Source organism: Pseudomonas sp. GM74 (genome assembly GCF_000282455.1).
Classification (GTDB): domain Bacteria; phylum Pseudomonadota; class Gammaproteobacteria; order Pseudomonadales; family Pseudomonadaceae; genus Aquipseudomonas.
In genome coordinates, this window is the sequence record NZ_AKJG01000041.1 from 173,254 (window position 1) to 198,142 (window position 24,889).

Genomic DNA, 24,889 nt, shown 5'->3' on the forward strand with positions numbered 1-24,889 from the left:
TCTCGCCCTCTTTACTGTTGCCTGCGGCAAGGTTGCATCATTGCGACACCGACTGACAAGAGAGATGAAGGCCAAGTGCTATAAGAATATGTCGGCAGACGACGGGTTTTCTTCAGTCGGTGTCAAAAAGTAATGCTATTCACTGAAAAGTTCGCAGTTTTGCAAGTATTGCTATTGGCTGCGATCCGTTTCCGGGTCAGCGAAACGGGATGCCAATGGACTGCAACAGCTTGCCTTCCCGGTCGTGATAATTCACCTGGAACTGCCCGGCATCGACGACCAGGTGTGCAAAGTTATCCTGGCTGATTACGTTGCTGGTCAACTCATGCCGATAGTTGCCGGAGGCGGTGCGGACCAGGGGTTGGTCGAGGGCGAACGTGGAGGCCGTGGCGTAGGGCAACATTCTGCTGTTGCACAGCGGTGACGAGACGATGGTGTGGACTTCGAAGTCCGGGTCCTCGCTGTGGGTCAACCGGCTGGTCAATGAGCCGTGGACATCGCCGGAAATGAACACGACGTTCTTGATGCAGCGTGTGCGAATGGTCTCCAGCAACCGCAGCCGTTGTTCGGGGAAGGCCTGCCAGGCGTCATCATCCGAGCGTTTTTGGTCAGGGTAGAACATGACACTGGTGACCACGAATTTGACCCGCGCCGGGCTGTGGATCAGCCAGTCGCACAAGGCCTGTTCCTGGTCGGCATCGAGAATGCGTCGGTCAGCGGCCGACAGATTGCGTCGGGTTCGACTGTCGGTAACAAACCATTCGGTATCACCTTCAGTAAATTGATACCAGTATTTATCCAGCCGTTTATTTACAAGTCCGCCATCGGTTAGTGCATGGGCCGGACTATGGCTGGCCTGATACAATTCATAGGCCATGATTGCGTTTGTATATAAGTGGTCATCAGACTCTCTCTTGTTGGCGGGCCAGTTGTCTTCTATTTCGTGGTCGTCAAGGATCATGTAAGTGGATAGGTTGGACATTAGTCTGGCGATATTTATCTGCGAAAACGCCACGCGATATTTATGCAGGATTTCCTTGAGTTCCCGATCCGGGGCAATGATGTTCAAATCATCGACGTAGATTTGGTCGCCCGTCATCACCAGCGCACTGACGGGAGGACTGGCTTGTTCCACCAGTCGTGAAATTGAAGCGAAGATTCTGTCACCCAAGTGAGGGGCCGATGCAATGCCGGCGGTCATGCGCAGATATCGGCAGGAACCGACAATGTAGGCCCTTGGCAGGTCGGCCTGGCTGGAGCGGGTCCGCAGGTGATATATCTGCAATGGCCATTGCAACGACAGTTCCTTCACCGTGTCGACGGTGTGCGCCGGCCCGGCCGGGCTGAACCACCCGGCCTGATACTCATAGTAGGAGTCGGCGGACAGATTATTTAGTGCAAAGACTTCGCACATGTCGTGCTTGGGTTCGAGTTTCGCAAAGATGCCTTTTGACCATTGGTCTTCGCCTTGTCGTCTATAACGAATGCCGGCAAATACCAACATGTTTTTATTGTGTTCGCCGCGCAAGAAAATACGGGCGTGATTAGTTGTGGTGTGACCAATAATAGGGCCAACAGTTGGTTTAAGCATGTTTGAGTCCATTCGCTGCTTACAAATTAGTTAGATGGTTGTTTCGGATGTAATAAGTAGTCTTTCAATCAAGGCTAGTTATTTGGCCCGAAAAAATATCTGGCAGAAATGGATTCGAGTTGTGGGCAATATCAGCCACAAATGTAGGAAGAGGTTTTAAGTAAAACATTCAGGCAAAAAAAGCCCCGCCAAATTGGCGGGGTTGAGGTACGAGCGTGGCGCTCGGAAACGTGGAACGCAACAGGCCCTCCGGTGAAGGAGGGCCGGTCGGTGTTACAGGAGCATGGTGCGGATGTCGCCCAGTAGATCGCTCAGACGCTTGGTGAAGCGTGCAGCAGCGGCGCCGTTGATCACACGGTGATCGTAGGACAGCGACAGCGGCAGCATCAGTTTCGGCTGGAAGGCTTTGCCGTCCCAGACTGGCTGGATGGTTGCCTTGGAAACACCGAGGATCGCCACTTCCGGCGCGTTGACGATCGGCGTGAAGCCGGTGCCGCCAATGTGGCCGAGGCTGGAAATGGTGAAGCAGGCGCCTTGCATCTCGTCCGACGAGAGCTTCTTGGTCCGGGCTTTTTCAGCCAGGGAAGCAGCTTCGGCGGCCAGTTGCAGCAGGCTCTTCTGGTCGACGTTCTTGATGACCGGTACCAGCAGGCCATCCGGGGTGTCGACGGCGAAGCCGATGTTCACGTACTTCTTGCGGATGATCGCTTTGCCGCTTGGCGCCAGCGAGCTGTTGAAGTCCGGCAATTCCTTGAGCAGGTGCGCACAGGTCTTGAGCAGCAACGGCAGGATGGTCAGCTTGACGCCGGCCTTCTCTGCAGCGGCTTTCTGGGCAACACGGAACGCTTCGAGTTCGGTGATATCCGCCGAGTCGAATTGCGTTACGTGCGGCACGTTCAGCCAGCTGCGGTGCAGGTTGGCGGCGCCGACCTGCATCAGGCGGGTCATCGGCACTTCTTCGATTTCACCGAAGCGGCTGAAGTCCACGACTGGAATCGGCGGGATGCCCGCGCCACTGGTTGCGCCAGCAGCAGCGGTCGGTGCTTCCTTGGCCTTCTGCATCATGGCCTTGACGTAAACCTGCACGTCTTCTTTCAGGATGCGACCGTGCGGACCGCTGGCACCCACTGCGTTCAGCTCTACGCCGAATTCGCGGGCCAGTTGACGCACGGCAGGGCCGGCGTGAACTTTTGCACCAGGCTTGGCTGGAGTAGCAGCCGGGGCAGCAACAGGTGCAGCGGCGGCAGGAGCAGCAGCGGCTGGAGCAGGAGCACTCGGAGCAGCAGCGGCAGGTGCCGGTGCAGCGGCCGGAGCGGCGCCTTTGACTTTCAGTTTGAGGATCAGATCGCCGGTACCGACTTCGTCATCGAGCTTGATGGAAACACTTTCCACCACGCCAGCGGCTGGCGACGGGATTTCCATGCTGGCCTTGTCGGATTCCAGGGTGATCAGCGACTGGTCGGCCACAACGGTGTCGCCGGCCTTGACCAGGACTTCGATGATCTTGGCCTTGCCCGCCGAACCGATGTCCGGAACGTGGATATCCTGAACGCTGTCGGCCACTGGAGCAGCCGGGGCTGCCGCAGGTGCAGGTGCAGCAGCAGGTGCCGGAGCGGCTGCCTGGGCCGGAGCGGCAGCCGGTGCCGCAGCCCCCGCCACTTCCAGATCCAGGATCAGGTCGCCGGTGCCGACTTCGTCGTTGAGCTTGACGCTGATGGCTTTGACCACGCCAGCGGCAGGCGATGGGATTTCCATGCTCGCCTTGTCGGATTCCAGGGTGATCAGCGACTGATCAGCCGCGACGGTGTCGCCGACCTTGACCTGGATCTCGATGATCTGGGCCTTGCCCGACGAACCGATGTCCGGCACGTGCACTTGCTGAACGCTGGCGGCAGCCGGCGCAGCAGGAGCGGGGGCGGCGGCAGGTGCGGCAGCCGGTTTGGCTTCAGCCTTGGCGGCTGGCACAGCGGCAGCCGCAGGGGCCGCAGCAGCGGCACCTTCGACTTCCAGTTCCAGCAGTTCGTCGCCTTCTTTCAGGCGATCGCCCAGCTTCACTTTCAAGCTCTTGATGATACCGGCCTTAGGCGCGGGCACTTCCATGCTCGCCTTGTCCGATTCCAGCGTCAGGATGCTCTGGTCGGCTTCGATACGGTCGCCGACCTTCACAAACAGTTCAATTACTTCACCTTCACCGCTGCCGATGTCAGGTACGCGAATGAGTTCGCTCACAGAATCTCTCCTCAGCAGTCCAGTGGGTTGCGTTTTTCCGGGTTGATACCGAACTTGGCGATGGCTTCGGCCACCACTTTAGGTTCGATGTCACCACGGTCAGCCAGTGCTTCCAGGGCTGCCAACACCACGAAATGACGGTCGACTTCGAAGAAATGACGCAGTTTCTTGCGGCTGTCGCTGCGGCCGAAACCGTCGGTGCCCAGGACTTTGAATTCCTTGGACGGTACCCACTGACGGATCTGCTCGGCGAACAGTTTCATGTAGTCGGTCGATGCGATGACCGGACCCTTACGGCCGTTCAGGCACTCTTCGACGTAGCTCAGCTTAGGCTTCTGGCCAGGGTGCAGACGGTTGGTGCGCTCAACGGCCAGGCCGTCGCGACGCAGTTCGTTGAAGCTGGTAACGCTCCACACGTCGGCGCCGACGTTGAACTCTTCACGCAGGATCTTCGCCGCTTCACGGACTTCGCGCAGGATGGTGCCGGAGCCCATCAGCTGAACGTGGTGCGCCGCTTCGCGGGTGTCTTCTTCGAGCAGGTACATGCCCTTCTTGATGCCTTCTTCGGCACCGGCTGGCATGGCTGGCTGCTGGTACGACTCGTTCATCACGGTGATGTAGTAGAAGACGTCCTGTTGCTCTTCGGTCATCTTCTTCATGCCGTCCTGAATGATCACCGCCAGCTCGTAGCCGTAGGTTGGATCGTAGGTGCGGCAGTTCGGGATGGTCGCGGCCAGCAGGTGGCTATGACCGTCTTCGTGTTGCAGGCCTTCACCGTTCAGTGTGGTACGGCCGGCGGTGCCGCCGATCAGGAAGCCACGGGTGCGGCTGTCGCCAGCGGCCCAGGCCAGGTCGCCGATACGCTGGAAGCCGAACATCGAGTAGAAGATGTAGAACGGCAGCATCGGCTGGTTGTGGCTGGAGTACGAAGTACCGGCAGCGATGAAGGAGCTCATGGCGCCCGCTTCGTTGATGCCTTCTTCGAGGATCTGGCCCTTCTGGTCTTCCTTGTAGAACATCACCTGGTCTTTATCGACTGGCTCGTAGAGCTGGCCGACGGAGGAGTAGATGCCCAGCTGACGGAACATGCCTTCCATACCGAAGGTACGGGCTTCGTCCGGGATGATCGGCACGATGCGCGGGCCGATTTCCTTGTCCTTGACCAGTTGCGCGAGGATCCGCACGAAGGCCATGGTGGTGGAGATTTCACGGTCGCCCGAGCCGTCCAGGATTGCCTTGAGGGTTTCCAGTGGCGGGGTCGGGATGTTGAAGCTCTTGGCGCGACGCTGAGGTACGAAGCCGCCCAGCGCGGTACGGCGCTCGCTCAGGTAACGGGCTTCGGCGCTGCCTTCTTCCGGTTTGAAGAATGGCAGGTTTTCCAGCTCGTCGTCCTTGACCGGGATGTCGAAACGATCGCGGAACAACTTCAGGCTGTCGACATCGACTTTCTTGGTGTTGTGCGCAGTGTTCTTCGCTTCGCCGGCACCGGTGCCATAACCCTTGATGGTCTTGGCCAGGATGACGGTCGGTTGTTCTTTGTGGTTGACCGCTTCGTGGTACGCCGCGTAGACCTTGTACGGGTCGTGGCCGCCACGGTTGAGCTTCCAGATCTCGTCGTCGGAGAGGTCTTCGACCATCGCCTTGAGTTCCGGCGTGTTGAAGAAGTGTTCACGCACGAACGCGCCGTCTTTGGCTTTGTAGTTCTGGTACTCGCCGTCGATGACTTCGTCCATGCGGCGTTGCAGGATGCCGTCGACGTCCTTGGCCAGCAGTGGGTCCCAGAAACGGCCCCAGATGACTTTGGTCACGTTCCACTGAGCACCACGGAACACGCCTTCAAGTTCCTGGATGATCTTGCCGTTGCCGCGAACCGGGCCGTCGAGGCGCTGCAGGTTGCAGTTGATGACGAAGATCAGGTTGTCCAGCTTCTCGCGGCCTGCCAGGGAGATCGCGCCCAGGGATTCCGGCTCGTCACACTCGCCGTCGCCCAGGAAGCACCAGACTTTCTGTTTGCCTGGCTGGATGAAGCCACGGTGTTCCAGGTACTTCATGAAGCGTGCCTGGTAGATCGCCTGGATCGGGCCCAGACCCATGGATACGGTCGGGAACTGCCAGAAGTCAGGCATCAGCCAAGGGTGCGGGTAGGACGACAGGCCCTGACCGTCGACTTCCTGGCGGAAGTTGTTCATCTGGTCTTCGGTGATGCGGCCTTCCATGAATGCACGGGCGTAAACGCCTGGCGAGGTGTGGCCCTGGAAGTAGATCAGGTCGCCGCCGTGTTCGTCGCTCGGGGCCTGGAAGAAGTAGTTGAAGCCGATGTCATACAGGGTCGCGCTGGAAGCGAAGCTGGAGATGTGACCGCCGAGGTCAGAATCTTTCAGGTTCGTACGCATTACCATGGCCATCGCGTTCCAGCGTACCAGCGAGCGAATGCGGCGTTCCATGAACAGGTCGCCAGGCATGCGTGCTTCGTGGGTTACCGGGATGGTGTTGCGGTAAGGCGTGGTGATGGCATAAGGCAACTGCGAACCGCTGCGGGTCGCCAGCTCACCCATACGGGTCATCAGATAGTGAGCACGGTCTTCGCCTTCTTTGTCGAGAACCGATTCCAGGGCGTCCAGCCATTCCTGGGTTTCGACGGGATCGAGGTCTTGCATGGCTTGCTCCAGGGCGGAAAGGCTACCAGAATCGGTTGCCTGAGTTAGCGACTGGCCTTGTGGGCAGACGTTATGAATTCTTGGATTGCCGACAGGTTGTTCCGGCGGCGTGTAGTTTTACTACAAATCTTCCGGCATTTCAGCCCGGCTAATGTATATACGAGTAGTAAAACTACAGAAGAGCGGCTTGTGGCCCCCGGCTGCGTTGTGAGAATAATCGTTAAGGTTGGTCTTTTTGCAACTACAAAAGGTAAAAGCTTGATGCTGGCTGCCAAAATTAAAGAAATTTCAGCTATTTCTAACTTTTGTTCGACAGTCCCTCAGGTAGTGGGTTTTTGCAATCCACTACATGCAGTCCGTTGTACGCCGATCAAGGATAGACCATGAGCCTCCCTTCGTTTGCTGAACTGCCCGCCATTCTCCTGCCGTTTGTCTCCCGCGCCGAGCAGTCGTTCCGGGCTGCCGTCGCCGCTCTGGACAATGACCACGGTCTGTCTGCCTGGACGCCGGAGCGCTGGGCGCAATTTTCCCGCGTCACCGCCGCCAGCGATTTCGTGATTGAACAGTGTGTTCGTGACCCTTTGATGTTGCTGGAGCTGGTGCAGTCCGGCGAACTGGACCGCCGCTTCGCGCCGGGTGAGTTGTGCGCGCAGATTGCGGTCGCCGTGAGCGTGGCCGAGACCGACGACCAATTGGGCCGCGCCCTGCGCCGCCAGCGCGCACGCCATCAGGTGCGGATCATCTGGCGCGACCTGACCCGCCAGGCCGATTTGATCCAGACCTGCCGCGACCTTTCGGACATGGCCGATGCCAGCATCGATCAGGCCTATCAATGGTTGTACGTGCGGCATTGTCAGCAGTTCGGCGTGCCGACCGGACGGCGCAGCGGCGAGCCGCAGCAGATGGTCATTCTCGGCATGGGCAAGCTCGGTGCCGTGGAATTGAACCTGTCGTCGGACATCGACCTGATTTTCGCCTATCCCGAGGGTGGCGAAACCGTTGGCGTGAAACGCGCGCTGGATAACCAGGAGTTCTTCATTCGTCTGGGCCAGCGGCTGATCAAGGCCTTGGACCCGATGACTGTCGACGGCTTTGTATTCCGCGTCGACATGCGCTTGCGTCCCTACGGTTCGGCGGGCGCGCTGGTGCTGAGCTTCAACGCACTGGAGCAGTATTACCAGGACCAGGGCCGCGACTGGGAACGCTACGCGATGATCAAGTCGCGGGTGGTGGCCGGCGATCAGGTGGCCGGCGCGCAATTACAAGAGATGCTGCGCCCGTTCGTTTACCGGCGTTACCTGGACTTCTCCGCCATCGAAGCGCTGCGCACCATGAAGCAGCTGATCCAGCAGGAAGTGCGGCGCAAGGGCATGGCCGACAACATCAAGCTTGGTTCCGGCGGTATTCGCGAAGTCGAGTTCATTGCCCAAGCGTTCCAGTTGATCCACGGCGGCCGCGATCTGAGCTTGCAGCAGCGCCCACTATTAAAGGTACTGAGCACGCTGGAAGGTCAGGGTTACCTGCCGCCGGCCGTGATCGGCGAGCTGCGTGAAGGTTACGAATTCCTGCGTTACACCGAACACGCAATTCAGGCGATTGCCGATCGCCAGACGCAAATGTTGCCCGATGGCGAGCAGGATCAGGCGCGTATTGCCTTTATGTTGGGTTTCGCCAACTGGACGGCGTTCCACGAGCAACTGATGTACTGGCGCGGCCGTATCGCCTGGCACTTCGGGCAGGTGATCGCCGATCCCGATGAAGAGCAGGGCGCCGAAAACGAAGTGGTGGTCGGTGGTGAGTGGTTGCCGCTGTGGGAAGAGGCTCAGGACGATGAGGCCGCCTGCCGCCAATTGGAGGAGGGTGGTTTCAAGGATGCCCCAAAAGCCTTGAAAGCCTTGGCCGGCTTGCGCGGCAGCCCGCAATTGAGGGCGATGCAGCGTCTGGGGCGCGAACGTCTCGATGCTTTTATTCCGCGATTGCTGGCACAGGCCGTGGAGCATGACAATCCGGACCTGGTACTGGAACGGGTGCTGCCGCTGGTCGAAGCCGTGGCTCGTCGTTCGGCGTACCTGGTGCTGTTGACCGAGAACCCCAGTGCGTTGCGGCGGCTGCTGACACTGTGCGCGGCGAGCCCGTGGATCGCCGAGCAAATCACCCGTTTCCCGCTGTTGCTCGACGAATTGCTCAACGAAGGCCGGCTGTTCAAACCGCCGCTGGCGCCAGAACTGGCGGCCGAATTGCGCGAGCGCCTGACACGGATTCCCGAGGACGACCTCGAACAGCAAATGGAAGCCCTGCGTCACTTCAAGCTGGCGCACCGCTTGCGGGTGGCCGCTTCGGAAATCGCCGGCAGCCTGCCGTTGATGAAAGTCAGCGATTACCTGACCTGGCTCGCCGAAGCGATCCTGGAGCAAGTGCTGGCACTGGCCTGGCGCCAGACCGTGGCCAAGTACGGCACGCCGCTGCGCACCGACGGCACCTTGTGCGATCCCGGCTTCATCATTGTCGGTTATGGGAAAGTCGGCGGCCTGGAACTCGGGCATGGTTCGGACCTGGACCTGGTGTTCATCCACGACGGCGATCCGCAGGCTGAGACCGATGGCGTCAAACCCATCGATGGCGCGCAATTCTTCACCCGGCTGGGGCAGCGGATCATTCACTTGCTGACGGCACAGACCAACTCCGGGCAGTTGTATGAAGTGGACATGCGTCTGCGGCCATCCGGCGCGTCGGGCTTGCTGGTGAGTTCCCTGGGCGCGTTTGCCCGTTATCAGGAGAACGAGGCCTGGACCTGGGAACACCAGGCGCTGGTACGGGCGCGGGTGCTGGTGGGCAGTCAGGATGTCGGCCAGGCCTTCGAGAAAGTCCGCGCCGCGATATTGGGCAAGACGCGTGACCTGCCGACCCTGCGCCAGGAGGTCAGCGAGATGCGCGCCAAGATGCGCGATAACCTGGGCAGCAAAAGCACCGCGGCCGGCACCGGGGCAAATGCCTTCGAAGCCACGGCGCCGTTCGATATCAAGCAGGACGCCGGAGGTATCGTCGATATTGAATTTATGGTGCAATACGCGGCCTTGGCGTGGTCCGAAACACACCCGCCATTGCTGCGCTGGACGGACAACATCCGCATTCTGGAAGAGCTGGAGCATGAAGGGCTGATGCCCGTCGAAGATGCCGGCCTGTTGCGTGAAGCGTATAAAGCGTACCGTTCCGCCGCCCACCGGCAGGCCTTGCAGAAGGACCCGGGGGTGATTCCGGGTGACCAGTTCGCGGACGAACGGCGGCAGGTCATGCGGATCTGGCGTGAGCTGGGGCTAAGCTGAAACGCGTCATTGGAGCAACTGGATTCAAATGTGGGAGCGGGCTTGCTCGCGAAGGCGGAGTGTCAGTCGATAGAGATATTGAATGTGATGGCCCCTTCGCGAGCAAGCCCGCTCCCACAGTAGATCTGCAGTGTCATGCCGATCGAAGTACACCAATACCCAATGTGGGAGCGAGCCTGCTCGCGATAGCGGAGTGACAGTCGACAGCAATGTTGAAGGTGATGACCCATCGCAAGCCACCATGCTCCCGCAGAGATTTTCGAGGCGGGGAGGCGTAGGCCTCCCCGGTTCGTTTATGGAAACCACATGAAAATTCTGATCGTTGGGCCCAGTTGGGTCGGTGACATGGTGATGGCGCAGACACTCTTTCAGTGTCTGAAACAACGCCACCCGCATTGCGAAATCGACGTGCTGGCCCCCGAGTGGAGCCGGCCGATTCTTGAGCGCATGCCCGAAGTTCGCCAGGCCTTGAGCTTTCCGCTCGGCCACGGTGTACTGGAGCTGGCAACGCGTCGGCGCATCGGCAAATCCCTGGCTGGCCAGTACGACCAGGCGATCCTGTTGCCCAACTCCCTGAAGTCGGCGCTGGTGCCATTCTTTGCCGGCATCCCGAAACGCACTGGTTGGCGTGGCGAATTCCGCTATGGCCTGCTCAACGACGTGCGCACGCTGGACAAGGATCGTTATCCGCTGATGATCGAGCGCTTCATGGCCCTGGCTTACGAGTCGGGCGTCGAGTTGCCAAAACCCTATCCGCGCCCGACGCTGCAGATCGACCCGGTTACCCGCGAAGCGGCACTGGCCAAGTTCGGCCTGACCCTCGACCGCCCGGTGTTGGCCCTGTGCCCCGGCGCCGAGTTTGGCGAGTCCAAGCGCTGGCCGTCCGAGCATTACGCCAAGGTTGCCGAGGCGAAGATCCGCGAAGGCTGGCAAGTGTGGCTGTTCGGTTCGAAAAACGATCACGCCGTGGGCGAAGACATCCGCGCGCGGCTGATTCCCGGTCTGCGTGAGGAGTCAGTGAACCTCAGTGGCGGCACCTCGCTGGCCGAAGCCATCGACCTGATGTCCTGCGCCGATGCCGTGGTGTCCAACGACTCTGGATTGATGCACGTTGCCGCCGCCCTGAATCGCCCGTTGGTGGCGGTCTACGGCTCGACGTCGCCAGGTTTCACGCCACCGTTGGCCGAGCACGTCGAAGTCGTTCGCCTGGGCATCGAGTGCAGCCCATGCTTCGACCGAACCTGCCGTTTCGGCCATTACAACTGCCTGCGCCAGCTCATGCCGCAGGCAGTGAACGAAGCCTTGCAACGGTTGCAAGGCACTGTGGTCGAGGTCAAATAGCTTGCGGGTTCTGTTGATCAAGACTTCTTCGCTGGGCGACGTCATTCATGCGTTGCCGGCGTTGACCGACGCTGCGCGGGCGATTCCCGGCATCGAATTCGACTGGGTGGTGGAAGAAGGCTTTGCCGAGATTCCGACCTGGCATCCGGCGGTGGGCAAGGTGATTCCGGTGGCGATCCGTCGCTGGCGCAAAAACATCTGGCAGACCATCAAGAGCGGTGAGTGGAAGCGCTTCAAGCAAAGTGTTCGCGCCACGAAATATGACCTGGTGATCGACGCCCAGGGCTTGCTGAAAAGCGCCTGGTTGACCCGTTACGTCAAGGCGCCGGTGGCCGGCTTCGATAAAAGCTCGGCGCGTGAGCCCATCGCCGCGCGCTTTTACAATCGCCGCCTGGCCGTTGCCCGCGGACAGCATGCGGTGGAGCGAGTGCGTCAATTGTTCGCCATCGCGTTGGGCTATGACTTGCCCAAAGGCCTGGGTGACTACGGCCTGAATATCGAGCGCCTGGTGGAGTTGCCGCGCAAGAATCCATACGTGGTGTTTCTGCACGGCACCACCTGGGACACCAAGCACTGGCCCGAAGCCTACTGGCGCGAACTGACCGAGCGGGTCGGCTACCTGGGCGTCGGGGTGAAGCTGCCGTGGGGTAACGCGCTGGAGAAAGCACGGGCCGAGCGCATCGCTGCCGGTTTCAAACACGCCGAAGTGTTGCCCAAACTGAACCTGGCCGGTGTCGGCAAGGTGCTGGCGGGCGCACAGGCCTGCGTAGCGGTAGACACCGGCCTGGGCCATCTGGCCGCCGCGCTGGATGTGCCGACGCTGTCGCTGTTCGGCCCGACCAACCCGGGCCTGACCGGTGCCTATGGCAAGGTGCAGATTCACCTGGCCAGCGATTTCCCCTGCGCGCCGTGCCTGCAAAAGAAATGCACTTACCAACCGACGGCCGAAGATGCCCGTCAGTTTGACCTGAAACGCGAGTGGCCATTGTGCTTCACGCGACTGAATCCCGAGCGTGTCGCCAGCCGACTGAGCACGTTGTTAATGGCTGAGGAGCTGCGCTGATGCAATTGGCATTTGTCTTGTACAAGTATTTTCCGTTTGGCGGCTTGCAGCGCGATTTCATGCGAATCGCCCTGGAGTGCCAGAAACGCGGCCATCAGATTCGTGTCTACACGCTGATCTGGGAAGGCGACGTCCCTGCGGGTTTCGAAGTGCTGGTGGCGCCGGTCAAGGCGTTCTTCAACCATCGGCGCAACGAAAAACTCAGCGAATGGATGGAGGCGGACCTGGCCAAACGCCCGGTGGACCGCCTGATCGGCTTCAACAAGATGCCGGGCCTGGACGTCTACTACGCCGCCGACGGCTGCTTCGAAGACAAGGCGCAGAACCTGCGTAACTCGCTGTATCGCCGTTGGGGACGCTATCGCCACTTCGCCGAATACGAGCGGGCGGTGTTCGCCAGGGGCGCCAAGACCGAAGTGTTGATGATTTCCGAGGTCCAGCAGCCGCTGTTCATCAAGCATTACGACACGCCGCTGGCGCGCTTCCACCTGCTGCCACCGGGCATCGCCCAGGACCGTCGCCGGCCGGCGGATGCCGATGAAATTCGTGCAGGGTTCCGCGCGGAGTTCAATCTCAAGGACGACGAACTGCTGCTGGTGCAGATCGGCTCCGGGTTCAAGACCAAGGGTGTCGATCGCAGCCTCAAGGCGTTGGCGGCATTGCCCGCTGATCTCAAGAAACGCACCCGGCTGTTTGTAATTGGCCAGGATGACCCCAAGTTATTCCAGATGCAGAGTGCGACATTGGGGCTGGGCGACAACGTCACGTTCCTCAAGGGGCGCAGCGACATTCCGCGTTTCCTGTTGGGTGCCGACCTGTTGATCCACCCGGCGTACAACGAAAACACCGGCACGGTTTTGCTCGAAGCCCTGGTGGCCGGTCTGCCGGTGCTGGTGAGTGCGGTGTGCGGTTACGCCCATTACATCGCCGAGGCCGATGCGGGCCTGGTGCTGGACGAACCGTTCGATCAGGCACAACTGACGCAATACCTGACCGGCATGTTGAACGACGCTCAAGCAAGGGCGGCCTGGAGCCGCAATGGTCTGGCCTTCGCCGAAACGGCCGACCTCTACAGCATGCCGCAGCACGCGGCCGATGTGATTCTGGCGGAGCACGCTTAAATGAAGTTGATGCTGGCTGAACCGTTCAAGAGCCTCTGGGCCGGACGCGACCCGTTCGCCGAAGTCGAGGGGCTCAAGGGCGAGGTGTACCGCGAGCTGGAAGCGCGCCGGACATTACGCACGGAAGTCGACGGCAGCGGGTTTTTCGTGAAAATCCACCGTGGCATCGGCTGGGGCGAAATCTTCAAGAACCTGCTCACTGCCAAGCTTCCTGTACTGGGTGCCGGTCAGGAGTGGAAGGCGATTCAGCGCCTGCAGGAAGTCGGGGTGCCGACCATGACCGCCGTCGCGTATGGCGAGAAGGGCAGCAACCCGGCCGACCAGCACTCGTTCATCGTCACCCAGGAGCTGGCGCCGACGGTCAGCCTGGAAGATTTCAGCATCAACTGGACCCGACAGCCGCCCGAGCCAAAACTCAAGCGTGCGCTGATCGCCGAAGTCGCACGCATGACCGGCATGATGCACCGCGCCGGGGTCAACCACCGCGACTGCTACATCTGCCATTTCCTGCTGCACACCGACAAGCCGGTGACCTTTGATGACTTCAAGCTCTCGGTGATTGACCTGCACCGCGCCCAGACCCGCCCGGCGATTACCTCGCGCTGGCGCAACAAGGATCTGGCGGCGCTGTACTTTTCCGCGCTGGACATCGGCCTGACCCGCCGCGACAAGCTGCGTTTCCTCAAAGGCTATTTCCAGCAGCCGCTGCGTCAGATCCTGATTGAAGAGGCGTCTTTGCTGGCATGGCTCGACGGCAAGGCCAACAAGCTCTACGAGCGTAAACAGCGATACGGGGATGCGCTCTGATGTCGGGTTGGAAACTGGATCCGGCCTACAGCGAGCTGGCCGATGACTTTGGCAGCCTCGAGGCTGTGTTTGCGCTGCAAGGCGAGCGTTTGACCAGTGACGTGCTCTCGGAGGTCATCCGTGTCGAGCGCAATGGCGTCAACTATTACGTAAAGCGGTATGTGGGCGCTGGCAAAGGCTTGCGGCGTTACCTGGGCAAGCCTCGGGTGAAGATGGAATGGCAGAACCTCAAGCGGTTCGCCAAGTGGGGCATCCCCACTGCCGAAGTGGTGGCCTGGGGACTGGAACGGCGCGGTGCGGCTTACGCTCGTGGTGCGATGATTACCCGGGAACTGCCGCGTACCGAAGACTTGTCGGCACTGGCCGAGCGCCGCGACCCGAAACTGTCGGATCGCGTCTGGGTCGATACCGTCAGCCGTCAGCTGGCCCAATACACCCGGACCATGCACGACCACCACTTCACCCATAATGATTTGAAGTGGCGCAACCTGCTGATCGACGATGAGGCTCGAGTGTTTTTGATCGACTGCCCCAACGGCGATTTCTGGCGCGGTTTCTGGCTCAAGTACCGTATTACCAAGGATCTGGCGTGCCTGGACAAGGTCGCCAAGTATCAATTGTCGGCTACCCAGCGCCTGCGCTTTTACCTGCAATACCGCAACCGGACCCGGCTCAACGCCGCGGACAAAAAACGTATCCGGCATGTGGTGAGATTTTTCGAGGGACGCGAATGACTGATTTTCTGGCCGCTGAGGACCGTGCGCTGCTTGAGCGCCATGGCCTCGGCACGTTCGAGGCACTCTGGGCCAAGCAGCTCGATGCGGTGGACGAACCCAACACCGGTCGCGGCGGCTGGAGCAGCGTGTTTCGGCTGGATCTGGAAGGTCATGGTTTCTACCTCAAGCGCCAAAGCAACTACCTGACCCGCACCTTGCGCGCCCCGTTCGGCGAGCCGAGCTTCGCTCGCGAGTTCCGCAACATCTCCCGTTACCGGAAGATGGGCATTCCGGCGCTGGACGCGGTGTTCTACGGTGAGCGCAAGGTCAATGGCGAAGTCCGCGCGATCCTGATGACTCGTGCCCTGGACGGCTGGGACGACCTCGACTCGCTGTTGCAGCGCTGGGCTCAACTGAGCCCTGAGCAGCACTCGGAAATCCTCAAGGCCAGTGGCGAACTGGCCCGGCAGCTGCACGCCGCACGCCAGGTGCATGGGTGCTTCTACCCCAAGCACATTTTCATGCGCGCCACCGGCAACGGCTATCAGGCGCAATTGATCGACCTGGAAAAGACCCGGCCGCTGCTGTACGGACAGCGTGACCGAATCAAGGATCTGGAACCGTTGACGCGGCGCGCGCCCGAGTGGGGCGAGTTGCAACTGCGGCAATTGTTGGCCGCCTATCTGGATCAGCCGCAGGACAGCTCGCTGATCGACAGCTGGCTGCAGCGTCTGACCGCGCGGCGCAGCCAGAAGGGGCCGCGCTGATGCGTTTGTCCGAACTGAAGTCTGCCGGCCGTGCCCCGAGCTTACCGCTGAGCGTTTCGCTGGCCGACGCCGCCGGCCCCGCCGAGTTGCAACTGCTGAGCCTGTTGCGAGTGTTGCCGGGGCAGCGTTATGTCGGTGCCGGCGTCTGGCGTGGCCGGCCGGTATTGGCCAAATTGCTGGTCGGCAGCAAGGCCGCACGGCATTTTCAGCGTGAACTGGACGGCGTGCGCCTGCTGTCTGCCCAAGGGCTGACCACGCCGCAGCTGTTGGCCGATGGCCTGAAGGATGGCGAGGGTGGCTGGCTGCTGTTTGATTTCCTTGAGCAGGCCGAAAGCCTGGGCGACACCTGGAAGCAGGTTGAGCAGCAGCCCGTACTGTCCGATGGGCAAGGGGCGGTGCTGGCCGAGGCGTTGGGCGCGATCGGCCAGATGCATCGCAAGGGCCTGTGGCAGGAAGACCTGCACCTGGACAACTTGCTGCGCCAGGGCGGGCGCCTGTACCTGATCGATGGCGCGGGCATCAGCTGCGAGACGCCTGGCCAGCCGCTGTCGCGGCAGAAAGTCCTGGAAAACCTCGGGGTGTTCTTCGCCCAGTTGCCGAAGTCGATCGAGCCCTTCATTGAAGAGTTGCTGGTGTACTACCTGCTAAGCAATGGCGAACACGCCTTGCCCATGGAAGCGTTGCAGAAGCAGATCGATAAAGTCCGCAGCTGGCGCCTCAAGGACTTCCTGATCAAGGTCGGCCGCGAGTGCACACTGTTCAGCGTCCAGCGCGGGGCCTTCGGACTGCGGGCGATTCGCCGCGAGGAAGTCCCGTCGATGGTGCCGGTACTGGAGCAGGCCGATGCCTTGCTCGATCAGGGGCATCTGTACAAGACCGGCGGCGCGGCGAGTGTTGGCAGGGTCGAAGTGGATGGCCGCACGCTGGTGATCAAGCGCTACAACATCAAGGGTTTTGCCCACTGGCTCAAGCGTTTCTGGCGCCCGAGCCGGGCCTGGTATTCATGGCGCGAAGGCAACCGCCTGGCGTTCCTCGGCATTGCCACGCCCAAGCCGCTGGCGTTGCTGGAGAAGCGTTTCCTGTGGCTGCGCAGCCGGGCTTACCTGATCACCGAGTACCTGTCGGGCCCGGACATCATCGAGCGTTTTGCGCCCTATGTTGAAAGCGGTGACGCACCGGAAACCGAGCTGGCGGCACTGGATCATCTGTTTGCCGAGTTGATTCGTCTACGCATCAGCCATGGCGACTTCAAGGGGCATAATCTGTTCTGGCAGCAGGATCGCTGGGCGTTGATCGACCTCGATTCGATGTGCCAGCACGGCTCGCTTGGCAGCTTCGCCCCGGCGTATGCCAGGGATCGCGCGCGGTTCATGCGTAACTGGCCTGAAGGCAGTGCCCTTTACCAGGTCATCGATCAGCGGTTGCCCAAAGACATCTCCAGCGTTGACTGAATCGGACCTTCGGTCCTTTCGCGGGCAAGCCCGCTCCCACATTTGACTGCATTCCAGTGTGGGAGCGGGCTTGCTCGCGAAGAGGCCCGAACAGCCAACCGAGAAAGCAGACAAGTTCTTGTGAACCGTCCTACGCGATCTTGGGAAGCCATGAACTGTGGCCGAAATCGCCCCGATGCTAGTTTGCCTGACGTTCTCGGAGGGCAGGCTGTGACGATCAAAATGGCAGTTTCATCGGGTGTTTTATCAGTGTCGCTAACGGGCTGCGGGACCGTCGCCACCGTCCTGCAGGATGAAGCCGAAGCCGCGCAGGGGCTGCGCCGGCAAAAGACCTATTGCCAATCCATCCCCCGGGTCTACCGCGGTCTGGCCTACGACTTCTGTGTATTGAATGCGCCGCGAGGCCCCGGCCGTAGTTGCATGCCGCTTGCGGCTAGAGGTTTGCCGCCGCTTTTACGCTATAATCCCGCCCTTTAGCTGTCTCTCGCCCCTTGCGAGGGCACATTAATTTTTGAGGCGCTTGCGCCTGCATGCAGACTAAAGAGGCTAGACCCCTGTGGCATTGACGATTCTTGGCCTGTCCGGCGCCCTTAGCCATGATCCTTCCGCAGCCCTGTATATCGACGGCAAGCTGGTCGCGGCGGCTGAAGAGGAGCGCTTCGTACGCGATAAACATGCAAAGAACCGCATGCCCTACGAATCGGCGAAATTCTGCCTGGAACAGGCCGGTATCAAGCCGTCCGACGTTGACGTGGTCGCGATTCCGTTCGCACCGATCAGCCTGTTCGGCAAGGCCCGCTGGCAGTACGCCAAGCGTTACTGGTACGCCCCGGACCGCGCCCTCGACGCGATCCTGATGGGCAACCGTCGCTACAAGCGCTATCGCAACAAGATCGTCTGGTGCCTGGAGCAACTGGGTTTTGATCCGAAGAAGATCAAGATCGAGCCGGTCGAACACCACCTGGCCCACGCCTCCAGCGCTTATCACTGCTCCGGTTTCAAAGAGAAAACCGCGATCCTGGGCATCGACGGCAAGGGCGAGTACGCCACGACCTTCTTCGGTTATGGTGAAAACGGCAAGATCCACAAGATCAAGGAATTCTTCGATCCGGACTCCCTCGGCGGCCTGTACGGCGCGATCACCGAGTTCCTCGGTTTCGACATGCTCGACGGTGAGTTCAAGGTCATGGGCATGGCGCCGTACGGCGACGCCAGCAAATACGATTTCTCGCGCCTGGCTTCGTTCGAAAACGGCGAGCTGGTGATCAACACCGACTACGCCAACGTCATCGGCCTGCGTCGCTACAAAGAGAAGGGCAAGGGTTACTACTTCTCGCCGAAGCTGATCGAGTGGCTGGGTCCCAAGCGCGAAGGCGACATCGCCGACGAGCCTTACATCCACTACGCCGCCAGCATTCAAGCGCTGTTCGAAAAAATTGCGTTGCAGATGATCGACTACTACCTGGGCGATGTGCTCAAGCAAACCGGCAAACTGGCCTACGCCGGTGGCTGTGCGTTGAACGTCAAGCTCAACCAGAAAATCATCGCCCGCGACGACGTCAAAGAGCTTTTCGTACAGCCGGCGTCCGGTGACGCCGGCACCGCAGTCGGCGCAGCGGCCTATGTGTCCCACGCCCGCGGCGTACCGGTCGAGAAGATGGAACACGTCTACCTCGGCCCGTCGTACAGCAACGAAGACGTGATTGCCGCATGCGCCCGTCACGAGAACAAGCCGACCTGGCGCAAGCTCGACAACATGCCGGAGCAGATCGCCAGGATCATGGTCGATGGCAACCCGGTGGCCTGGTTCCAGGGGCGCATGGAGTTCGGTCCGCGTGCACTGGGTGGGCGTTCGATCATCGGTTGCCCGAGCGTGCCCGGCGTGGCCGACCGCATCAACCACCAGATCAAGTTCCGCGAGCGCTGGAGGCCTTTCTGCCCGTCGATGCTCGACACCGTGGCGCCGCAGATGATCAAGATCGATCACCCGGCTCCGTTCATGACCTTCACCTTCGAAGTGGCGGAAGAATGGAAGACCCGCGTGCCGGAAGTCGTCCACGAGGACGGCACCTCCCGCGCCCAGGTGCTCAAGCGCGAATACAACCCGCGTTACTACGACATGATGAAAGCACTGGAAGTACTCACCGGCAACGGTGTGTCGCTCAACACCTCGCTCAACCGTCGCGGCGAGCCGATGATCTGCTCGCCGACCGACGCCCTGAACATGTTCTTCGGTTCGGATCTACAGTATCTGATCATGGAAGACATCCTGGTGGTCAAAGAGGGCGCTAACGCCTATGACACGTTCGGCTGAACGCCATGTGCTGCAGTTCTGCCACGGCTATGACGGGCCGTTCCTGGACTGCGCACGGCAGTACGCCAGCCTGTTCGCGGGGACCGGTTATCGAGTGACCACGGTGTTTCTCACCGGGGTTGCCGATGCCGAAGTCGCTGCGGGCTGCGCTTCCGATGAAGTGCTGTTCATGGAGTACAGCTCCAAGGCCATTCGTGGCCTGAAGCTGGGTGCCATCGGCGATCTGCGCAAGATCGCCGCGTCGCGCAACTTCAGTTTCTGCATCGCCCATCGCTTCAAGCCGATCTATATCGCCTTGCTCGGCACGTCGTTGCCGGTCATTGGCGTGCATCACGCTTTTGACGATTACAAACGTGGCAGCCGCAAACTGTTCGCGCATATCTTCCGCAAGCGTTTGAGTCTGCTCGGTGTGTCCGACGCCGTGCGCGACGACATGCGCCAATGCCTGCCGAAGTGGCCGGCTTCGCGGATCCAGACCTTGTACAACCGTATCGATGTGGACGCCTTGCAGGCGACCCAGGTGTCGGCTCGCGAGGCCCGGGAAACCCTCGGTTTGTCGGCGGATGCGTGGATTGTCGGCAACGTTGGCCGACTGCATCCGGACAAGGACCAGGCCACGCTGCTGCAGGGTTTCGCCGAGGCGTTGCCGGGGTTGCCCGCCAACAGCCAGCTGGTGATTCTCGGCAAGGGGCGCCTGGAGGAAAACCTCAAGGCCCAGTCCCGGGAGCTGGGCATCGGTGACCGGGTTCTGTTCCTCGGTCAGGTGCCGGATGCGCGTAACTACTTCCGTGCCTTCGATGTGTTCGCCCTGAGTTCCGATCACGAACCGTTCGGCATGGTGCTGCTGGAGGCCATGGCCGCTGGCGTGCCTTTGCTGGCCACGGCGTGCGGCGGAGCGAAAGAGGTGGTTGAAGGTGTGGGCATCCTGTTCCCGTTGGGCGATGCCGAGCGTCTGGCCCAGGGGCTGCAACATCTGGCCGGCATGGATGATCAGCAACGCCGGCAGTGTGCCGAGTTGATGCTCGAGCGCTTGCGCGAAAGCTTCTCCGATCGCGCAGTGCGCGATGCTTTCTGGCACTTGCCGCATGTTACCGAACTGGCACAGAGGGGCTGATGCTCAACCGATTTCAAGGCTGGCGCGAGCGTGGCTGGGCGGTCGTCGACGCCTCGACTTACGCCGAAACCTGGCAGCGTTATGGCGGCAGCGTCGCGACTCATCCCATGGTGGTCGAGCGGCTGGCGCAACTGGCTGACATTCCGGTGCGTTACCTGGCCTGGGTGCAGGGCGACGAGGTCAGGGCGGCGATCCCGACCTGGGGCCGCGACCTGGCCTTGTCCAAGGACGTGCTCAAGCGTCGCGGCAAGAAAGGTCTGTTCGACCTGGGCAACGCCGAAATCATCCTGCCGGCCGCTGCCGATACCCAGGCGCCTTTGCGCCATCGAGCGCGGTATCTGTCGGCGCTGAATGAAGGCCGTTTCGCGGGTATCAAGTTGCAGGCCGAACAACTGGCCATGGCCCGCACTCCCGAAGAGTTGTCGAAAAAGTTTCGCTACAACCAGCGCCGCGAATTGCGCTTGCTGGAAGAGGCCGGTGGCGTGGTGCGGCCGGTGTCCGAATTCTCCAGCACTGAGCTGGCGGCGATTTACTGCGATCTGTTCCAGCGCCGCTGGGGTTTCCCGGCGACGGGTGCCGAACGCATGGCCGAGGTCATCGAGTTGTTGCGCGAGTTGCTGATCGGCTCGGTGATTTTTCTCAACGATGCGCCGATTGCGATTCAATTGGTGTACCGCGTCGAAACCCCGCAGTGGATCAGCGTCGAGTACATCAACGGCGGGGTCGATCCCGAAACTCGCGAGTTCAGCCCTGGCAGTGTGTTGAGTTTCCTCAATACCCAAAGCGCCTGGGAGCATGCCCGGGCGCAGGACAAGCCGCTACGCTTTTCCTTCGGTCGCGCCGACCGTGAATACAAGGATCGCTGGTGCAACCCCGTGCCGGTCTTCACCGTATGAGCCAAGTCATGAGCCGCAAACAGCAACTGCTCAAGCGCCATCGGCGCAATAAACGTATCGGCCTGCTGATTGCGCTGGTGCTGTTGATCGTCATGGGTGTAGTGGTGGCCTGGTGGTTACCGCTGGTGCTCGCGGTTCTGGGCTGGGTTGCCCACGAAGCCTGGTTTGCCGACCATCTGTTCTACTCACCGAAAGACGATTACCAGTACAGCTTTCCCCCCTACACGCCCCAGCCCAAGGTGCACCTGAACGGTGAACATTTGCGGCTGGACGAGGGCGTGATGCTGGTCGACGATGCGACGCTGGTGCTGGCCCTGCGGGTGAAAAGCACCTGGCTGGGTCGTTTTCTCGATCCGGTGGTCGAGTTGGCGGGGGGCGAAAACCCTGACCGACAAACCTTCGAACGGGGCGTGAACGGCCTGCGTTACCTCAATCTCAGTGGTCAGGCTCGGGCGCTGTCCCGTGGTGACCTGCGCTTGCGCGGGCGTTTCTGTCGCGTGTTCGGTGAGCCTGTGCTGTGGGCACTGGAACATCCGGATTTCCGACGTCAGCGGGTCATGGTCATCGCGCCCCACGCCGATGACGCCGAGCTGGCGGCCTACGGTTTGTACAGCCAGGCCGACGAAACCTGGATCGTCACGCTGACGGCGGGTGAAATCGAAGCCGAACATTATCAGCAGATGGGCTTGAACAAGGTCGACGCGGCCCGCTTGAAAGGCCGCCTGCGCACCTGGGACAGCATCGCCGTGCCACGTTGGGCCGGTGTCCCCGAGTCCCGCTGCGTACAGCTGGGTTATTTCTGCCTGCAGCTGGCGAGCATGCAGGCCGCGCCTGCGGTGGCGGCGGGGTCGCGGGAAGCGGACTTGAGCGACATCCGGCTGTTCCGTCAGTTGAATCCTTTCACGCTGCCGGGCGATGCCGATGGCGCGCCGACCTGGAACAATCTGCTGGCGGATCTGCGAGAGTTGCTGCTGCGGGCCCGGCCCGAAGTCATCGTCCTGCCGCATCCGACCCTGGATCCGCATCCCGATCATATCTGCGCCCAGGCGGCAGTCCTCGAAGCCTTGCAAGGCCTGGACTGGCAGCCGACCACGCTCTTGGGCTATGCCAACCACCTGCACGACAACGACAGCTGGCCGATGGGCGATACCGGTGATGGCATCGCCTTGCCGCCTGCCTTCGATCCGGCCCAACCGATGCAGCCTTATTGCCTGCCCTTGCCGCTTGAGCAACAGAGAGACAAGGCCATGGCGTTGGGCATGATGCACGACCTGCAACCGGCGATGCCGTTCAAGCGTCGCTTGCGCCGGTTGATACAACGCTTGTTGGCCGGCCGGTTGCCGCCCACCTATGGCGAGAACGAATTCTTTCGCAAGGCAGTCCGGCGCCACGAGCTTTTGTGGTCCATCAAGCACACACCAGGCAATGTTTCTCAGCGGGGAGAGTTATGAGTCAGCGGTCAAAGGTCCTGCAACTGCAGCCTGACTACAACGTCAAAGCCCATGATTTCGCCGACCTCGCGGAGCAAATCGTCAAGGCCCTGCCCAGTGATCGCTATGAGGTGACCGCTGCGTTTCTGCGCGGCAAGCCCGGGCCGGACGAAGCGGTGAGCCGGGCCGACCGTTCGGTGTACTTCGAGTTTTCCGACAAGTCCCTCAAGGGAATGCGCCTGCGGGCCATGTGGCAGCTGTACAAGTTCTGCCGTCGGGAAAAATTCGATGTGGTGATCTGCAACCGCTTCAAGCCGGTGAACATGATGCTGGCGCTCAACCGCTGGTTGAAGGTGCCATTGTGCATCGGCATTTCCCACGGCTTTGGCGAGTACGACCGTTTTTACCGGCGCCGCCAGACTCAGCGCCTGATCGATCGTCACTGGCGTTTCGTCGGTGTGTCGCCAGCGGTGAAGCAGTATCTGCTGGACTGTGACTGCGGCTTCACCGACCAGAACACCTACGCCATCACTAATGCCATCGACATCGAGCAAGCCGAAGGCCTGCAACACAGCCGCGAAAAGGCCCGTGAAATGCTGGGCATCGATCCGTCGGTGCGGCTGATCGGTGCGTTGGGGCGACTGGTGCCGGTCAAGGGCCATGTCTATTTGCTGCAGGCCTTTGCCGCGCTCAAGGACAAATACCCCAATACCCAGCTGGCGATCATTGGTGCCGGCCGCGAAGAGTCGCGCCTGGCGGCGGAAATCGACCGCCTCGGCCTTAGCGGTCGCGCCCATTTACTGGGGTTCAAGGAAATTGCCCTGCAGTACATTCGCGCTTTCGATATCTGGACCATGCCTTCTTTGGCCGAAGGCCTCGGGTTGGCGCTGCTTGAAGGCATGAGCGGACATTTGCCGGTGATTGCCTCGAACGTGCCGGCCATGCTGCCGCTCATCGAGGGTGCCGGTGGCCTGGCGATTACGCCGAAGGATGTACCGACGCTACAGGCGGCGCTGGACACTTACCTTGGCCTTTCGGATGACGAGCTCAAGGCCAAGGGCGAGCAGGCCTTCCGTTATCTGCAACAACACCATGACATCGAGGAGTTCCGTCGCGAATACCTCAACCTGATCGACTCCGGCCTGGAACAGGCCCGCAAGGAACAGCCATGAACGACGCGCAGCCCATCGTCACGGTCATTATCGCGTCGTACAATCACGCTCCTTACATCGAGGAAAGCATTCTCAGCGTCCTCAACCAGACCTATCGGAACATCGAGTTGCTGGTGATCGACGATGGCTCGAAGGATGACAGCGTTGAGCGGATCAAGGCGTTGCAGGCCATCCATGGTTTCGACTTCCGGGTCCAGGAAAACCAGGGGCTGACCAACACCCTCAACGGTGCGATTGCCCGGGCCAAGGGTGGCCTGATCGTGCCGTTCGGTTCGGATGACATCATGCTGCCGGAGCGAATCGCCGCCCAGGTCGCGCATATGGACGGCAAGCCCGAGGTCGGCATTTGCGCCGGTAACATCGAACTGATCGATGCCGACGGCAATCTCTACCCAGAGAAGCGCCAGCGCCGGGATGTGCCGTTCCGTCGTCTGGACTTCGATGACATGTTCCTGGAGCGAAAGCCCTATCCTCCGGCACCCACCCTGATGATCCGCCGCGAAGCGCTGGACAAGGTGGGCGGTTTCGACCCGACCATTCGCCTGGAAGACTTGCTGATCGAGTTGAAGGTGACTCACGCCGGTTACTTCATCGATGGTCTGAATATGTTGATGGCGCGCTATCGCAAGCACTCCACCAATTCCTACAAGAACCACCGCTTCATGATCGACAGCATCCTGCGCACCTACGCGCTCTTCAGCGATCACCCGCTGTATGACGAGGTGCGCTACAAGTTTCTCAATTCCATGTTCCTCAAGACCGCCAACCGTGATCGCAAGCTGGCGCGGGAGTTGCTGGCGCAGATTCCGCTCAAGGCCTGGAACAAGAAAACCTGGCGTGGGTTGGGCCGTATGTTCTTCTCGCGGCTGGAGAAAGGCTGAGCCAAAGGCTGGATCA

General features: G+C 60.7%; 17 protein-coding genes. 14 read left to right on the forward strand and 3 right to left on the reverse strand.

The features are described from left to right. Positions 1-196: 196 nt before the first annotated feature. The 3 genes from PMI34_RS20385 to aceE all read right to left on the reverse strand — a co-directional run bounded on the left by PMI34_RS20385 (position 197) and on the right by aceE (position 6,477). Positions 197-1,591, reverse strand: coding sequence for an alkaline phosphatase D family protein (locus PMI34_RS20385; RefSeq protein WP_008047963.1), 1,395 nt, complete (start codon positions 1,589-1,591; stop codon positions 197-199). 273 nt (positions 1,592-1,864) lie between these two features. Next, positions 1,865-3,820, reverse strand: coding sequence for a dihydrolipoyllysine-residue acetyltransferase (gene aceF, locus PMI34_RS20380; protein ID WP_008047964.1), 1,956 nt, complete (start codon positions 3,818-3,820; stop codon positions 1,865-1,867). An 11-nt stretch (positions 3,821-3,831) separates the two neighbouring features. Continuing rightward, entirely contained in the window at positions 3,832-6,477 is a 2,646-nt protein-coding gene (gene aceE / locus PMI34_RS20375) for a pyruvate dehydrogenase (acetyl-transferring), homodimeric type (RefSeq protein ID WP_008047965.1), read from the reverse strand. A gap of 383 nt (positions 6,478-6,860) precedes the next feature. Between aceE and glnE the strand changes: the two genes are divergently transcribed. From glnE to PMI34_RS20305, 14 genes are all read left to right on the forward strand, one after another. Beyond that, complete coding sequence (gene glnE / locus PMI34_RS20370) at positions 6,861-9,800, forward strand: bifunctional [glutamate--ammonia ligase]-adenylyl-L-tyrosine phosphorylase/[glutamate--ammonia-ligase] adenylyltransferase (protein WP_008047967.1); 2,940 nt, start codon at positions 6,861-6,863, stop codon at positions 9,798-9,800. Between the two features lie 306 nt (positions 9,801-10,106). Continuing rightward, positions 10,107-11,141 carry a lipopolysaccharide heptosyltransferase II gene (waaF, locus tag PMI34_RS20365; protein WP_008047968.1) on the forward strand — a complete coding sequence of 345 codons (1,035 nt, stop codon included), beginning with the start codon at positions 10,107-10,109 and terminating at the stop codon, positions 11,139-11,141. Position 11,142: 1 nt separating this feature from the next. After that, complete coding sequence (gene waaC / locus PMI34_RS20360; protein WP_008047969.1) at positions 11,143-12,204, forward strand: lipopolysaccharide heptosyltransferase I; 1,062 nt, start codon at positions 11,143-11,145, stop codon at positions 12,202-12,204. Next, complete coding sequence (locus tag PMI34_RS20355; RefSeq protein WP_008047970.1) at positions 12,204-13,325, forward strand: glycosyltransferase family 4 protein; 1,122 nt, start codon at positions 12,204-12,206, stop codon at positions 13,323-13,325. Before waaC ends, PMI34_RS20355 begins: the two co-directional genes overlap by 1 nt. Beyond that, the gene (gene rfaP / locus PMI34_RS20350; RefSeq protein ID WP_008047971.1) at positions 13,326-14,132 is read left to right on the forward strand and encodes a lipopolysaccharide core heptose(I) kinase RfaP; all 807 of its coding nucleotides are present in this window, start codon (positions 13,326-13,328) and stop codon (positions 14,130-14,132) included. Next, entirely contained in the window at positions 14,132-14,866 is a 735-nt protein-coding gene (locus tag PMI34_RS20345) for a lipopolysaccharide kinase InaA family protein (RefSeq protein ID WP_008047973.1), read from the forward strand. The genes rfaP and PMI34_RS20345 overlap by 1 nt, the downstream gene beginning before the upstream one ends. Next, on the forward strand, positions 14,863-15,615 hold the full coding sequence (locus PMI34_RS20340; protein ID WP_008047975.1) for a lipopolysaccharide kinase InaA family protein: 753 nt from the start codon (positions 14,863-14,865) through the stop codon (positions 15,613-15,615). Before PMI34_RS20345 ends, PMI34_RS20340 begins: the two co-directional genes overlap by 4 nt. Beyond that, complete coding sequence (locus PMI34_RS20335) at positions 15,615-17,066, forward strand: lipopolysaccharide kinase InaA family protein (protein WP_008047976.1); 1,452 nt, start codon at positions 15,615-15,617, stop codon at positions 17,064-17,066. Before PMI34_RS20340 ends, PMI34_RS20335 begins: the two co-directional genes overlap by 1 nt. 556 nt (positions 17,067-17,622) lie before the next feature. Beyond that, the gene (locus PMI34_RS20330; protein WP_008047977.1) at positions 17,623-19,380 is read left to right on the forward strand and encodes a carbamoyltransferase family protein; all 1,758 of its coding nucleotides are present in this window, start codon (positions 17,623-17,625) and stop codon (positions 19,378-19,380) included. Continuing rightward, positions 19,364-20,494 carry a glycosyltransferase gene (locus PMI34_RS20325; protein ID WP_008047978.1) on the forward strand — a complete coding sequence of 377 codons (1,131 nt, stop codon included), beginning with the start codon at positions 19,364-19,366 and terminating at the stop codon, positions 20,492-20,494. The genes PMI34_RS20330 and PMI34_RS20325 overlap by 17 nt, the downstream gene beginning before the upstream one ends. Then, positions 20,494-21,390: an antimicrobial resistance protein Mig-14 gene (locus PMI34_RS20320; RefSeq protein ID WP_008047979.1), complete on the forward strand. Its 897-nt coding sequence runs from the start codon at positions 20,494-20,496 to the stop codon at positions 21,388-21,390. The genes PMI34_RS20325 and PMI34_RS20320 overlap by 1 nt, the downstream gene beginning before the upstream one ends. Before the next feature lie 8 nt (positions 21,391-21,398). Then, the gene (locus PMI34_RS20315; RefSeq protein ID WP_008047980.1) at positions 21,399-22,841 is read left to right on the forward strand and encodes a PIG-L deacetylase family protein; all 1,443 of its coding nucleotides are present in this window, start codon (positions 21,399-21,401) and stop codon (positions 22,839-22,841) included. Continuing rightward, positions 22,838-23,992: a glycosyltransferase family 4 protein gene (locus PMI34_RS20310; RefSeq protein ID WP_008047988.1), complete on the forward strand. Its 1,155-nt coding sequence runs from the start codon at positions 22,838-22,840 to the stop codon at positions 23,990-23,992. The genes PMI34_RS20315 and PMI34_RS20310 overlap by 4 nt, the downstream gene beginning before the upstream one ends. Beyond that, complete coding sequence (locus tag PMI34_RS20305; protein WP_008047990.1) at positions 23,989-24,873, forward strand: glycosyltransferase; 885 nt, start codon at positions 23,989-23,991, stop codon at positions 24,871-24,873. The genes PMI34_RS20310 and PMI34_RS20305 overlap by 4 nt, the downstream gene beginning before the upstream one ends. The last annotated feature ends 16 nt before the right edge of the window (positions 24,874-24,889 follow it).